This is a genomic window from Phenylobacterium sp. P4_E10 (genome assembly GCF_056401675.1).
This window is the reverse complement of the sequence record NZ_JBFUIW010000003.1, coordinates 44,553-57,909: the sequence shown is the minus strand read 5'-3', so window position 1 is coordinate 57,909 and position 13,357 is coordinate 44,553. Positions and strand designations below refer to the sequence as shown.

The following is a 13,357-nucleotide window of genomic DNA, read 5'->3' as shown; positions in this document are numbered from 1 at the left end:
ATGATCTCGGAAACTGCGCCTGCCGACATTCGCCTCGACTGGATCGCCCGCCGCGAGGTGGCGCTGATCGATCTGCGCGAGGAGGATCCGTTCGCCAAGGATCACCCGCTTTTCGCGGCCCAGCTCTCACTCAGCCGGCTCGAACTGGAGATCCTCGACCGCGTTCCACGCCGTTCCACCAAGATCGTCCTCTACGACAATGACGAGGGCCTGGTCCCGAAGGCCGCTGAGCGCCTGCGGGCGCTAGGCTACACGAACGTCTCCGCCCTCGCCGGTGGTCTCGCCGGCTGGAGGCGGGCCGGGCTCGAGCTCTTTCAGGACGTCAACTCCGCCAGCAAGGCCTTCGGCGAACTGGTCGAGAGCCGCCGTCATACACCCTCGGTTCCGGCTTCGGACGCCAGGGCCCTGATCGAGCAGGAGCAGAACCTGGTGGTGCTCGACGCCCGTCGGTTCGAGGAATACCAGACCATGAGCATTCCGCGCGGCGTCAGCGTGCCGGGCGCCGAGCTGGTGCTGCGGGCCAGGGAGATCGCGCCCGATCCTTCGACCACCATCATCGTCAACTGCGCCGGCCGCACTCGCAGCATCATCGGCGCGCAATCCCTGATCAATGCGGGGCTGCCCAACCGGATCTTCGCCCTGCGCAACGGTACGATCGGCTGGACCCTCGCCGGCCAGACCCTGGAGCACGGTCGGCAGGACCGCTTCCCGGAAGTCTCCGAGACCCGCGTCTCCGAGGCGCTGACCGCCGCCCGTGCGGTCTCCTATCGCGCCGGTGTCAGGGTGATTGACCCAAGGGGCCTTGAGATTCTCGGCCGCGACAGCGGGCGCACCCTTTACCGCTTCGACGTCCGCCCGCCGGAGGAGTACGCCGCCGGCCACATCGCCGGCTTCCGCAGCGCTCCCGGCGGACAACTGGTGCAGGAGACCGACGTTTTCGCCCCCGTGCGCGGGGCGCGGATCGTTCTGGCCGACGACCGCGGCGTACGGGCTCACATGAGCGCCTCCTGGCTGGCCCAGATGGGATGGGAGGTCTACGTTCTCGAGGGCGGCTTCGAGGCGGGGCTGGTGGGCGGGGCCTGGCGTCCTGCGCTTCCCCCCCTGCCCGACAGCCAGACCATCAGCGCGGCCGAGCTGCAATCTCAGCTCGGCGAGGTGGTCGTCCTCGATCTTGCGCCGAGCCCGGTTCATCGCCGAGGCCACATTCCCAGCGCATGGTTCGTCATCCGCAGTCGGCTCGAACAGGGCCTGCATTCGCTGCCCAGGGGACGGCGGATCGTGCTCACCTCGCCCGACGGCGCCCTCGCGCGCCTGGCGGCCGACGACGTCACAGCGCTGACCGGGATCGCCCCGCTCGTGCTTGAAGGCGGCACGGCGGCCTGGATAGCCGCGCGACTTCCGCTCGACGAAGGGCTCGGCCAGACCGCCAGCGCGCCGGACGACGTTTATCGCCGCCCATACGAGGGCACCGACAACGCCGCTGAAGCCATGCAGGCCTATCTAGACTGGGAGTTTGGCCTGGTCGATCAACTGGCGCGCGACGGCGCGCACGGCTTCTACGTGATCTGAGGACCAACCATGTCGCTCACGCTCTACTTCGCCGGCGGTTCATGCTCCCTGCCCGCGCTCGCCGGGCTGGAGGAAGCCCGAGCCAACTTCGACGCGGTCCGCCTGGTCCTGGCCGAGGGAGACCAGCGCTCGTCGGAATATCTTGCTCTGCACCCGCGCGGTCGCGTCCCGGCCTTGGCCATCGACGGACAGGCGATCGGTGAGAACGCGGCGGTTCTCACCCTCATCGCCCAGAGTTTTCCCGGCGCACACCTGTTGCCGGTGGGCGATCCGATCGCGGTCGGCCGCGCCTATGAGCTGATCGGCTGGTTCTCCAGTTCCGTCCACGTGTCGTTCGCCCAAGCCTTCCGTCCAGAGCGCTTCACGCGTGATGAGACCGCCTGGCCCGCGCTGAAGGCCGGGGCGCGGGAGAATGTCCTGGCCGCCTTCGTCGAACTCGAGGAGCGGCTGAGCCACGCCTCTCCGTGGCTGCTCGGCGAGACCTTCAGCCTCCTCGACCCCTACGCCCTGGTTTTCCATCGCTGGGCGCCACGGCTGGAGATCGCGGTCTCTGAGTTTCCCGCCTTCGACGCCCACGCTCGTCGCACGCTGGCGCGGCCGTCCGTCGCCCGGGCCGTGGCCCGCGAGACCTCTCCCGATCGCTTACTGGTGAGGGCCTGACATCAGCGGCGCTGATAGATCAGATGAGAACTACTCGTTCCCGATCTCGCAATTCCCAGCGTTACACTAGGAATTGAACCTGATCGGAGACCGGCATGCCCGTCGAATTCATCGGCTACATCGGCGCAAATCATTCATCGGAGATCCATCCGCCCAGCGGACCGGTCCTCGACACCGACTATGTGGAGAAGATCGCCAAGGCGCATGACGCCGGCGGGTTCGACCGCGCCCTGGTGGCGTTCGGCTCCACGTCGCCAGAAAGCATCGGCATCGTCCAGCACGCCGCCAGCGTGACCGAGAAACTCGGCTTCATGATCGCCCATCGTCCTGGCTTCACTGCGCCCACGATCGCGGCGCGCCAGCTGGCCACGCTCGACCACTTCAGCAAGGGCCGGATCGCGGTGCACATCATCACCGGCGGCTCCGACGACGAGATGAAGAAGGACGGCGACCACCTGACCAAGGCCGAGCGCTATGCTCGCACCAGCGAGTACCTCGACATCGTCCGCCAGGAATGGACCAGCGAGAAGCCGTTCAACTACAAGGGCCAGTACTACAACGTCCTGCAGGCGTACGGGGCCGTGAAGCCGCTCCAGAAGCCGCACATCCCGATCTATTTCGGCGGCTCGTCCGACGAAGCCATCCCGGTCGCGGGCAAGCACGCCGACATCTTCGCCCTGTGGGGCGAGAGCCAGGCCCAGGTTCGCGAGACCATCGCGCGCGTCCGCGCCGCCGCCGCCAAGCACGGCCGCCAGGTCCGCTTCTCGCTCTCGCTGCGTCCGGTCCTCGGAGCAACCGAGGAGGCCGCTTGGAAGCGAGCCGACGACATCGTCGCCCGTACGATCGAGCTGCGACAGGCCGCCGGCCTGCCGATCGACGGCCATGCGCCGCCGAACGTCGGCGCTCAGCGGCTGCTGCAAGCGGCCGCCCAGGGGCACCGGATCGACAAGCGGCTCTGGACAGGCGTCGCCGCCGTGACAGGGGCCTCGGGCAATTCGACCGGTCTGGTCGGTACGCCGGAACAGGTCGCCGAAGGCCTGCTCGACTACTACGACCTCGGCGTCACCACCTTCCTGATCCGCGGCTTTGACCCTTACGACGACGCGGTGGGCTATGGTCGCGACCTGCTGCCGCTGGTTCGTCAGCTGGTGGCCGAGCGCGACGCCCGCCCTGCCACCGCCGCCGCCAGCTGAGGACCGCGCCATGGCCGACGGAAGCGTTCAGTCTGCGACCGATCCTGGCGAGAGCTGCGATGTGGTCCGTCTTTGGCCGCGGGTCGATGAGGCAGCGTTCCGCGACGGCCTGGCCAAGCTGGCCTCGGGCGTAGCGATCGTCGCCTGCTGGACCCCGGACGGTCCCCGCGGGCTGCTGATCAGCTCGCTGACCGGGCTCTCCAGCGACCCGCCGCGGATTCTGTTCTGCGTTCGCAAGGCGGCCAGCGCGCACCAGGCGCTGCTGCGGGCCGAGGCTGTCAGCCTGGCGGTGCTGGCGAGCGAAGACCGCCAGGAGGCGGAGCGCTTCTCGCGGTCGGAACTGACCGGCGAGCGGTTCGCGCCGGAGCGCTGGGATCTCGCGCCGCAGTCGCCCCCGGCCTATCGCTCGGCGCTGGTGTCCCTCGCGGGTCCGATCTGCTGCCGCATCGATGCGGCCAGCCACACGGTCTTCATTCTCGACGTCAGCGGCGCGCGGACGCTCCAGGGCGACCCGCTGCTCTACTTCGATCGCGATTTTCACAAGTTGGCGTAGCTGGCGCCCCCTCTCCGCCCGGCGGAGAGGGGGTTCGCATTGCAGCTAAGCTACCGGCGCGGCCGTCAGGGCGCGAACGGCGTCCAGCACCGGTTCAGCCTCGGTGCGCACCAGCCAGTCCGGGCTGACCTCAGCGAAGCGCACGATCTTGTCCTGGCCAATGACCACGACCGTCGGCTGCGGCAGCTCCCAGGTTCCCAGGCCCGTGGTGTCGCCGATAAACGAGCCCTTGGCCTTGGCGGCGGCCTTGGCCGCTTCGTCCGGCTCATAGAGGACGCCGAAACGCCGGCCGAGTTCGTTGCCGTCCGAGGCCACCTGGAAGGTCAGCCCGTGGCGACGCTTGATCTCCACGAGCTTTTCCGGGACCTGCGGACTGACCGCGACCAGGCTCGCGTCCAGGGCCGCCAGCTCAGGCGCCAGGCGCTCCTGATAGTACGGCAGGGCGATATTGCACGCCGGGCAACCGGCGAAGCGGAAGAACACCAGCACCAGCGGGCCATTGGCGAGCAGTCCTTCGAGCGTAAGCGTCGCACCATCAACTTCGCGCAGCGTGAACGGTGCGATGAGGTCGCCCGCCTTCACCCATCGGGCCGGATCGGCCGCATCCACCAGCTTTTGTCGCTGGTCGATATTGGCCTGGAGCGCGGCCGGCTCCCAGGTGCGCACGCGCTCCTCGTGAAGGGCCGCTAGGCGGACCCTGAGACTGTCTTGCTGAACCATCGGATGCTCCTTTTTTCAGAGAGGCTTGGGCTTGGCGGCGGGCGGCGGCGGCGCCATGGCGCGGGCGCGGGCGAAGATCTCGCCCATCCGCCAGTGCTCGTTCACATAGACGTCGGCCCACTCGCCCCAGCCGGATTCGCGCCGGTACTGACCGAGCAGGTGCTGCACCGCGCCGGGCTCCACTTCGCGGCGCTGCTCGCAGTCGGGATCGACGTAGAGCGCGTCTGTCGGGCAGTAGAGTTCGCAGAGGAAGCAGGTCTGGCACTGATCGGGCTGTGCGATCACCGGCCGCCCGGCCGGTCCTGGCGCGAAGACGTTGCTGGGGCAGACCGCAACACAGGCGCCGCAGGGTTCGCAGCGCTCCTCAAGTAGCAATGAAATCACAGGACCGCCCCCGGCATCTGGGCTTCGAAGCGGGTCCAGACGCTCTCCAGGCCGCCGGACCTCTGACGCCGCGCGAACTCCGGGCGGCTTGCCGGCGCGTCCGTCCGCTGGTGCATGCCGCGGCTTTCGGCCCGCGCGAGAGCTGAGGCCTTGCTCCAGCGCGCCGCGGCCAGCATCCCGGCCGCTTCCCGTATCGACTGGCGCGCTGCGCCCTGTGCGCTTCCATGGGCGGCGAGCTCGGTGAAGGCGCCGTCAAGCCGTTCCAGCGAACCCGACAAACCGACCTCGTCTCGGAACATGTTCCGGTCGATGGCGCCCATTTCCTGCCGCGCTAAGGCGATCACAGCGCCGACATCGAAGCTACGCGCGCCGTTGGCCGGGCGCAGGCCGGCTCGCCCACCGGCATAGGCCACCCGCTGAGCGCCCTTCCCCCCGGCGAGCGCACGCGCGGCCGCCGCCGCCCCCGCCAGCTGTCCGGAGCTCAGCGCCCAGGCCGAATTCTGATTGCCGCCGCCCGACGTCGCCCCGGCCACCAGCTCGCGCGTCGCCGCGTCGCCGGCGGCGTAGAGCCCCTTCACCTTGGTCTGGCAGTCGCCATCTCGCAGGCGCAGGCCGCCGATCCCGCGAACGGTCCCCTCCGCATGGAGCGTAACCTCAAAGCGGTCGCGATAGGGATCGATGCCCTGGCGCGCGAAAGTCAGGACGAAGTTCGGCTGCACTTGCGGCATCCGCTCCCGGATATCCTGCGGCACGCGGTCGAGCCGGCAGAACACAGGCCCCTTCAGCAGGGCCTGACCGAGCGCTCGGTTCATGTCTGGTCCCGGGCTGACGTCCAGTTCGCGATCGTCGGCGTCGAAGTAGCGGCCGAAGGTGTAGGCCATCGAGCGGGTCATGGTCGTGCCCGCAGGGGCCACCGTGTAATAGTTGGTGAATTCCATGCCGGAGAGGTCGGCGCCGGCCTCCGCCGCCATCAGCAGCCCCTCGCCGGTGTTGTTGCCGGCTCCCAGCAGACGGGAGGCGAAGGCGCAGCCGCCGCTGGCCATCACAACCGCCCCGGCCCGCACGATCCAGTCGCGGCCTTCCTGACGCCGATGGCCGGCAGCTCCGGCGACGGAGCCGTCGTGGTGGGTCAGCAGCTCCAGCGCGGGGCTCTGATCGAGGATCGTGACTCCGAGATGCTCGACCAGGCCGCGCATGGCCCGCATGTATTCCGGGCCGCGAAGCCCGCGGTACTGCACCTCCCCGCGGTCGCTGACCGAGAAGCGGTAGTAGGGCGCCAAGGTCGGCAGGCTGCGCCAGGTGATGTCGAGAATTCTGGCCATCCAGGCGCGATCCGAAAGGCCGAAGCCGCGCTCGTCCCGCTCAGCGATCGCCTGTTCGCGGGCCGACGGGGGATCGGGCGGCACCCACCAGTGCGAAGGTCCCGCCGTCGCGGTGACCCCGCTGGTCCCGCAATAGCCCTTCTCCGCCATCACGACCCGGGCCCCCGCCCGCGCGGCCGCCGCGGCGGCCCAGCAGCCGGCGAGCCCCCCGCCGATGACCAGCACGTCGGCGTCCAGGCGCAGGGGCTCGTTCATTGGGCCAGCGCCTTGTTGAACGAAGGATCGAAGCCCCCGGCGACCGGCGGGTTCGCCTTGATCTCCCCCGCAGTGCGGAACACCTGCAGCACCTGGGCCATTTCATCGATCACCGCCGCGTCGATCGGCACTGGCTGGCCTCGGGTGTTGCGAACCGTATAGGCCGCGATCGCCAGTTCCAGGCCGGTCTCCTTGGCCAAGAGCTTGGCGTATTCGTCCTTGTGATCGCCGACCCAGCGCTTGGCCCGGGCCAGCCGGCCGAGGAAATCGTCCAGTTCCGCCCGCTTGTCGGCGATGGCGCGCTCGCCGGCGACCTCGAAGCCGTAGCCGCTAAGCAGGCCGCGGCCGTCGGCGAGCACACGCGCGTCATCGTGGGTCTGCGCGAGGGCCACATAGGAGCCCCAGGTCACCCAGGCGTCGATCGCGCCCGTCGAGAACGCCGCCTTGGCGTCGCCTGGGGCCAGGAACACCAGGTCGACGTCGCTCCGCTTCAGCCCTTCGCGCTCCAGCACCTTCAGCAGCAGGAAGTGGCCGATCGAGCCCCGCCCAGTGGCGACCTTTCGCCCCTTCAGCTGCGCCGGGGACGTCAGCGGCGAGTCGGCCCGCACCAGCACCGCGGTCGAGCTGCCGCCGCCTGACGAGCGCGAGGCCTGCACCGCCTTGATCGGCGCGCCGCCCGCAAAGGCGAACAGGAAGGGCGCATCGCCCACCGCGCCCAGATCGACGGCGCCCGCACCGAGCGCTTCGAGCAGGTGCTGGGCGGCGGGAAACTCGCTCCATTCAACCCGGTAGGGCGCGCCGTCCAGGACCCCGGACGCCAGGACTAACGCCTTTGCCCCGCTTCTGGCTTCCGACCTTGAGCACCGGGCCCTTGTCCCCGGCTGGCGAGCAGGCCGGGAGCGCCGAGCCCAAGACCAGGCCTGCGCCCAGCCGAAGTAGATTTCTGCGGTCCATGCGGCCCTCCATCAGAAACGCCGCTCGAACCGGGCGTAGTAGTAGCCCCCGGTGATGCCGAACGGAGAGAAGCTCCCGAACAGCCCGGTGCCGGTGTCAGGGTTCAGCAGCCCGATCTTGTCGGGGTGCTCGTCGAACAGGTTGTTGGCCCCGATCCCCAACGTGGTGTCCGCGTCGAGGTCGAAGCTGACGTCGAGGTCTGCGATCCACTTGGCGCTGAACGTCCGGTCGTTGACCGGCTGGGATCCGGCCTCGGTGTATTCGCCGTAGCGCGTCTGGCGCAGGCTCACCTTCCAGCGCTCAAGGCTCCAGATTTCTGAGAGCGAGAACTTGTCTCGCGGGGTGCCGACCGTCAGGTCGGCCTGCTTCTGGCGATCGAACAGGGCGTAACCGAGATTGGCCAGGACGGCCGGCGTCGGCTTGATGCTGACGATCTCTGTCTTGTTCCAGGCATAGGCTGCGGACAGCCGCAGGTCGCCGAGATCCTCCAGGTCGAAGCTGTACTCCGCCACCGCATCGACACCGCGGGTCCGCGTGTTCACCGCGTTGGTGTAGTAGGAGACCGACAGATCCCGTTGCAGGCCGTTGGCGGCCAGGATCGCGCCGACCACGGGCCCGCGGATCACCCCGGTGTCGACGATCCGGTCATCGATGTCGATCTGGTAGGCGTCCACCGTCACCCGCATCCGCGTCAGCGGCTCGGCGGTGATCCCCACGCTGTAGTTGATCGAGGTCTCCGGCTCGAGTGGCTCGGCCCCCAGGGCCAGAGCCGCCGGACTGAAGGTCGGCAGAACCTTGGTGGGCGAGGACACGTAGGGCATGCCGGGCAGGCAGTTGGCGACCACCCCGGCCGGCGGGGGGCATTGGATGCTGGAGAAGGTCGAGGAGGCAAAGATCGTCTGGGCGAGCGAGGGCGCGCGGAAGCCGTTCGAGACCGTCGCCCGCACCGCATAGCCAGGCGCGAACTCCCATCTGGTCGAGAGCTTGCCGCTGACGGTCGAACCGACCCCGCCGGTATAGTACTCGGCTCGCGCCGCAGCCCCGACGTACCAGCCATCGACCACGTCGGCCCCGGCGTCGACATATGCCGCATAGCTGTTGCGGCTGGTCTTGCCCGCATCCTCCGGCGTCGTCCCCGCGTAGGACGACAGGCCGGGGGCCGGCGGACGGCCCGCGAACGGCTGCCCCGTCGGGATCACGTACGGCCCGATGATGTAGGACGCCTCGTCGCCGGGCTGGATCTCGAACTGCTCGAAGCGGTGCTCGGCTCCCAGCGCGAAGGTCAGCGGACCGGCCAGGCCGAACTCGTACTCCCGCGCCACGTCGAAGTTCGTGGTCACCTGGTCGAAGACGTGGGTCGAGAGATGGAAATAGGTCGGGCTGGCGGGCCCGAGCGTCGCATTGATGGTGTTCTGGCCGTCGAGCTGCGCGTTGTCGTGGGCGATGGTGGTCGACAGGTCCCAGCGCCACTCGCCCCGCTCTCCCCTCGCCCCGAACGCCACCTGGGTGTCGAGTTGGAAGATCCGGCGCAAGGCGTTGAAGCCCAGCGGATAGACCTCGGGCAATGACGTAGTGGTGTTCGGCCTGGTGGTGTTGTTGGGCAGGAAGCTGCCGGTGTTCTTCTTCGAACTGCGATGGCTCAGGGTCCCGAACGCATAGAGCGTCGTGTGGTCGGAGACCGGCAGCTCGGCGTTCACCGAGGTGGCGATCACGTCCTCCTCACCCGGGCCGTAGCTCTGTCCCCAGAAGTCCCGGACGACGCTGGCGTCGCGCGGGTCGGCAGCGCCGCCGGGCAACGCTGGATAGATGTACTTGGCCGTCGATGGGGTGGCGCGCGAGGCCGCCTGGCTGTTCTTCCAGTTGAGCCCGAAGTCGATGAAGCCGTCCTGGCCAAGCGGCCGCGCATAGGTCGCCGAGACGCCGATCGTCTCTCCGTCGCCCAGATAGTTGCGGCCGGCGTTCACCCCGAGCAGGCCGCCGGAATCGTCGCTCTTCAGGATGATGTTGATGACGCCGGCGATGGCGTCCGAGCCGTATTGCGCGGCCGCGCCGTCGCGCAGCACTTCGATGCGGGCGATCGAGGCGGAAGGAATGAGGTCGAGGTCCACCGGCACGCCGCCCCGGCCCACCCGGGCCAGGTTGTTGATCAGCGAGGTGTTGTGCCGCCGCTTGCCGTTGACCAGGAACAAGGCCTGGTCGCCGTTCAGTCCCCGCAGCGTCACCGACCGAACGGTCCATGAGGTCCCGCCGCCGTTGATCCCCGGGAGGTTGAAGGACGGCAGCAGGGTGTTGAGGACTTCCTTCAGCCCCTGTTTTCCGGTGTCGGAGAGCTGCTCGGCCGACACCACGTCGATCGGGGCCGGGCTGTCGATGATCGTCCGGGCCTGCCCCCGCAGGCCGGTGACCACCAGTTCGGAAACGGCCCCGTCGTCGGCGACGTCCGCAGCCGCCTGCAAGACATTGGGCGCGGCGACCTGCGCCATGGCGGAAGTGGAGGCGAACGCCGCCGACGCGATCAGCGCCGCGCGAAGAGTACGATTGTGCATGAGGACTCCGGCGGCTCTGACGGCCGCCTGTTTGGTTTTGGGGAGGAAGTGGGCGCCGCCCCCTCGGCCGGCGCCCGGATCAGGCCGCTAGCGCCGGACGCGGTGCGGAATGTCGTCGCTGGCGATCAGCACGCGCTCCATGACCCGCGGGAAGTCTCCATAGTCGCGGACTGCGAAGTGCAGGCCTGCGCGGTTGTCCCAGAAGGCGATCGAGTTCTTCCGCCAGCGGAAGCGCGCGTGATACTCGGGCCGCTTCACCTCTTCGTAGAGTCGGGCCAGCAGGGCGTCGCTCTCGGCTTTGTCCAGGTCGACGATCCGCGGCTTGAGACCGAAGTTGATCCAGAAGATGTCTTCGCCCGTCTCCGGGTGCGTGCGCACGATCGGGTGGGCCACCAAAGGATAGCTGACGCCCGAGCGGCGCAGGGCGTCCTGGTAGTCGTGGATCACATAGAGGTCGTCGATCTTGGCCTTCAGGTCGTCCGGCAGGCCGCGGTAGATCGCCGCCCCGTCCGCCCAGATGGTGTCGCCGCCGACCTCGGGGATGGTGACCGCCCGCAACACCGCACCGAACGACGGATCGATCCGCCAGCTCGTATCGGTGTGCCAATGGCTCTCGTTGCTCGCGGAGTATTTCTTGAAGTTCTCAGCTGCGATCGGTTGGACGACGCGATGGGTCTCCACGCCGCCGGTGGGGTGGGCGTAAAGCTCGCCGAAGTTCAGGGCGAAGGCGACCTGCTGATCGCGAGTGATCTCCTGGTCCCGGAAGAACAGCACCTTGTGCTTCAGGAGCAGGGCGCGCAGCGTTTCGCGCTGCTGCGAGGTCAGGGGCTTGCTCAGATCCACGCCGCCGATCTCGGCGCCGATCGTCGGATTGACGAGATCGACAGTCAGCGGCTGGTCGCGGGTTTCAAGTACGGCTGTGCTCATTGGGGACGCTCCCTCGTGATGGACGCCGAGCACAGGAACAACAGCGCCGCGAAGCTAGCGACCAACAATTTCTGCCGAACCGAAGAGTTTTTTATATATCCATTTCAATAATATGGCCGATGAGGCGAGTTCATATGAGGCAATTGACGCACGATCATATGTCTCATTGAAGCAATGTATAAGACGCCGCCGTCGGCGCAGGACCGAGACACCTCACGATATGTCCGTTATATTTGAAATATGCGCCCAGACGAGCGGCGATATAGACCGCTAATGCGGAACACCGACCACGCAATTCACGGTCGCGATTCAATTACGACAATGCATCGACTGGTCCCGCTAGAGGAAAGTCCGCGTCGCCAACTCAACTCCTACTTCATTTATAGGAATGACATCCCCGCGATCGCTGGCCCGTTCGCTATTGATCTCCCCGACGGGGGAATCCTGGGAATCTCGAAAGCCAGTCCGGGAGCTGGAACCCTCGCCGGGCATCACTCTCTTCGATGACTGGAACAGGCTCGGGCGGCGGCAACGCCCCCAGCATGAACGCCCGCCAGATCTGCGCCGGCAGTCCGCGGCCGCTGACTCCGGTCATCGGCGACTCGTCGTCATTGCCGACCCAGACCCCGACCACCAGGTCGCCGCTGAAGCCGATGAACCAGGCGTCGCGATTGTTCTGCGTCGTCCCGGTCTTGCCGTAGACCGGGTAGGCCAAGCCCTCGCCGAGGCCGGCGCCCCGCTCGGCCGCAGCGTTGAGCAGGCTCAGCATCTGGTTCTGCTCGATCAGCGTCTGATCGCCCCCACTCCCCGCGACCGCCTCAAGCCCCGTGGGCCTGACCGGATATGCGCCGGCGGCGACCGCGGCGTAGGCTGACGTCATCTCGAGCAGCGTGACCTCGTTCGCGCCAAGGGCCAGGCTTGGCAAAGGCTTCAGCTCGCTGGCCACCCCCAGGTCCCGCGCTGCCCGCACCACCTGGTCGCGCCCGACGATCTCGGAGATGCGCACAGCCGCGACGTTGCTCGATTGGGCGAAGGCGTCGCGGAAAGTCATTGCGCCCTGGTATCGGCCGCTGGCGTTCTTCGGTCGCCACTTCCCGACCGCAATCGGTTCGTCGGCGACCAGCGTGTCGGGCATGGCCCCCTGCCTGAGCGCGGCTAGGTAGACGAACAGCTTGAAGGACGAGCCCGGCTGGCGATGCGCCTGCACAGCGCGGTTGAACTGGCTGCGGCCATAGTTGGCGCCGCCCACCATGGCGACGACAGAGCCATCGGGCCGCATCGCCACAAGCGCCGCTTCGCGGGCGTTGCTGCGCCGGCTGCTCGCCTTCAGCACACTGGCGACCGCCCGCTCGGCGTGCGCCTGCAGCTTGAGGTCCAGGGTCGTCGGGACCACGACCTCGCCGTAGGCCGGAACGCCGGGGTCGGCCTGGCCCGCCACCCAGTCGCGGAAGAACTCGGCGACCGGCTCGGACTGACTGGCTTCGGCCAGCTGAGCGGGGGGCGCCGCCGCAGCGGTCGCGGCGTCGATCATCCCGCTCTCCACCATGGCGGCGAGGACCAGGCGGCCCCTCGCCTGCGCCGCCGCGAGGTCTCTGGTCGGCGCAAGAGCGGACGGAGCTTTCAGCAGGCCGGCCAGCATCGCGGCCTCGCTGAGCGTCAGGTCTTGCGGCGACTTGTCGAAATACGTGCGAGCCGCCGCCCCAAGCCCATAGGCGCCGCGGCCGAAGTACACACTGCTGAGATATCTCGAGAGGATCTCGTTCTTGGTCAGGTGCTGCTCAAGCGCCAGCGCCACCGCCATTTCCCGAAGCTTGCGGCCGTAGGTGCGGTCGTCGCCGACATAGCTCTTGGCCAGCTGCTGAGTGATCGTGCTGCCCCCCTGCACAACCCTTCCCTGCGTCGTGTTCGCAAGGGCGGCCCGGATCATGCCGGAGGGGTCCACGCCGCCATGGGTGTAGAAGTCGCGATCTTCGACCGCGATGAACGCGCCAGTCACCAGCGGCGGCAGCGCGGCGGCGTCGACTGGGGCCTCCTTGTAGATTCCCTGCCGCGCAAACGGCGTTCCGTCCGCGGCCAGAAACACCATGGCCGGCCGCATTGGCGGCGCCAGCGGCTGATCGAACGCCAGGGTCCGCGCCACGGCGTTCACATAGGCCGCGGGCGCGATGGCGCAGGCGCCCAGGCCGAGAAGCAAAATGAGCAACAAGCGTCGGCGAGGCGCTATGGCTGGCTCAGCAGAATTGGCGGCGTCCATGCGACCCTCGAGCTTGGTCG

General features: G+C 68.2%; 11 protein-coding genes. 4 read left to right on the top strand and 7 right to left on the bottom strand.

From position 1 onward, the window contains the following. From AC1DQJ_RS04130 to AC1DQJ_RS04115, 4 genes are all read left to right on the top strand, one after another. Entirely contained in the window at nucleotides 1–1,569 is a 1,569-nt protein-coding gene (locus tag AC1DQJ_RS04130) for a rhodanese-like domain-containing protein (RefSeq protein WP_477600551.1), read from the top strand. Nucleotides 1,570–1,578: 9 nt separating this feature from the next. Further along, the gene (locus AC1DQJ_RS04125; RefSeq protein WP_477600549.1) at nucleotides 1,579–2,229 is read left to right on the top strand and encodes a glutathione S-transferase family protein; all 651 of its coding nucleotides are present in this window, start codon (nucleotides 1,579–1,581) and stop codon (nucleotides 2,227–2,229) included. A gap of 95 nt (nucleotides 2,230–2,324) precedes the next feature. Continuing rightward, nucleotides 2,325–3,422: an LLM class flavin-dependent oxidoreductase gene (locus AC1DQJ_RS04120; RefSeq protein WP_477600547.1), complete on the top strand. Its 1,098-nt coding sequence runs from the start codon at nucleotides 2,325–2,327 to the stop codon at nucleotides 3,420–3,422. 10 nt (nucleotides 3,423–3,432) lie between these two features. Beyond that, on the top strand, nucleotides 3,433–3,975 hold the full coding sequence (locus AC1DQJ_RS04115; protein ID WP_477600545.1) for a flavin reductase family protein: 543 nt from the start codon (nucleotides 3,433–3,435) through the stop codon (nucleotides 3,973–3,975). Nucleotides 3,976–4,020: 45 nt separating this feature from the next. Here AC1DQJ_RS04115 and AC1DQJ_RS04110 read toward each other — a convergent pair whose 3' ends face one another. The 7 genes from AC1DQJ_RS04110 to AC1DQJ_RS04080 all read right to left on the bottom strand — a co-directional run bounded on the left by AC1DQJ_RS04110 (nucleotide 4,021) and on the right by AC1DQJ_RS04080 (nucleotide 13,286). Next, entirely contained in the window at nucleotides 4,021–4,695 is a 675-nt protein-coding gene (locus AC1DQJ_RS04110) for a peroxiredoxin-like family protein (RefSeq protein WP_477600543.1), read from the bottom strand. 15 nt (nucleotides 4,696–4,710) lie between these two features. Beyond that, nucleotides 4,711–5,079, bottom strand: a complete 369-nt coding sequence (locus tag AC1DQJ_RS04105; RefSeq protein ID WP_477600542.1) for a 4Fe-4S dicluster domain-containing protein — start codon at nucleotides 5,077–5,079, stop codon at nucleotides 4,711–4,713. Next, the gene (locus tag AC1DQJ_RS04100) at nucleotides 5,076–6,656 is read right to left on the bottom strand and encodes an FAD-dependent oxidoreductase (RefSeq protein ID WP_477600540.1); all 1,581 of its coding nucleotides are present in this window, start codon (nucleotides 6,654–6,656) and stop codon (nucleotides 5,076–5,078) included. Before AC1DQJ_RS04100 ends, AC1DQJ_RS04105 begins: the two co-directional genes overlap by 4 nt. Beyond that, nucleotides 6,653–7,408, bottom strand: coding sequence for an aliphatic sulfonate ABC transporter substrate-binding protein (locus AC1DQJ_RS04095; protein WP_477601098.1), 756 nt, complete (start codon nucleotides 7,406–7,408; stop codon nucleotides 6,653–6,655). Before AC1DQJ_RS04095 ends, AC1DQJ_RS04100 begins: the two co-directional genes overlap by 4 nt. 213 nt (nucleotides 7,409–7,621) lie before the next feature. Beyond that, nucleotides 7,622–10,156 carry a TonB-dependent receptor plug domain-containing protein gene (locus tag AC1DQJ_RS04090; protein ID WP_477600538.1) on the bottom strand — a complete coding sequence of 845 codons (2,535 nt, stop codon included), beginning with the start codon at nucleotides 10,154–10,156 and terminating at the stop codon, nucleotides 7,622–7,624. A gap of 87 nt (nucleotides 10,157–10,243) precedes the next feature. Beyond that, nucleotides 10,244–11,083 carry a TauD/TfdA dioxygenase family protein gene (locus AC1DQJ_RS04085; protein WP_477600537.1) on the bottom strand — a complete coding sequence of 280 codons (840 nt, stop codon included), beginning with the start codon at nucleotides 11,081–11,083 and terminating at the stop codon, nucleotides 10,244–10,246. Nucleotides 11,084–11,501: 418 nt separating this feature from the next. Then, on the bottom strand, nucleotides 11,502–13,286 hold the full coding sequence (locus AC1DQJ_RS04080) for a transglycosylase domain-containing protein (RefSeq protein ID WP_477600535.1): 1,785 nt from the start codon (nucleotides 13,284–13,286) through the stop codon (nucleotides 11,502–11,504). Nucleotides 13,287–13,357 lie beyond the last annotated feature (71 nt).

What these genes read in the sequence shown, in the direction of transcription:
- AC1DQJ_RS04110 (WP_477600543.1), bottom strand. Translation starts at nt 4,695, where the DNA reads ATGGTTCAGCAAGACAGTCTCAGGGTCCGCCTAGCGGCCCTTCACGAG.
- AC1DQJ_RS04120 (WP_477600547.1), top strand. Translation starts at nt 2,325, where the DNA reads ATGCCCGTCGAATTCATCGGCTACATCGGCGCAAATCATTCATCGGAG.
- AC1DQJ_RS04115 (WP_477600545.1), top strand. Translation starts at nt 3,433, where the DNA reads ATGGCCGACGGAAGCGTTCAGTCTGCGACCGATCCTGGCGAGAGCTGC.
- AC1DQJ_RS04130 (WP_477600551.1), top strand. Translation starts at nt 1, where the DNA reads ATGATCTCGGAAACTGCGCCTGCCGACATTCGCCTCGACTGGATCGCC.
- AC1DQJ_RS04100 (WP_477600540.1), bottom strand. Translation starts at nt 6,656, where the DNA reads ATGAACGAGCCCCTGCGCCTGGACGCCGACGTGCTGGTCATCGGCGGG.
- AC1DQJ_RS04085 (WP_477600537.1), bottom strand. Translation starts at nt 11,083, where the DNA reads ATGAGCACAGCCGTACTTGAAACCCGCGACCAGCCGCTGACTGTCGAT.
- AC1DQJ_RS04125 (WP_477600549.1), top strand. Translation starts at nt 1,579, where the DNA reads ATGTCGCTCACGCTCTACTTCGCCGGCGGTTCATGCTCCCTGCCCGCG.
- AC1DQJ_RS04090 (WP_477600538.1), bottom strand. Translation starts at nt 10,156, where the DNA reads ATGCACAATCGTACTCTTCGCGCGGCGCTGATCGCGTCGGCGGCGTTC.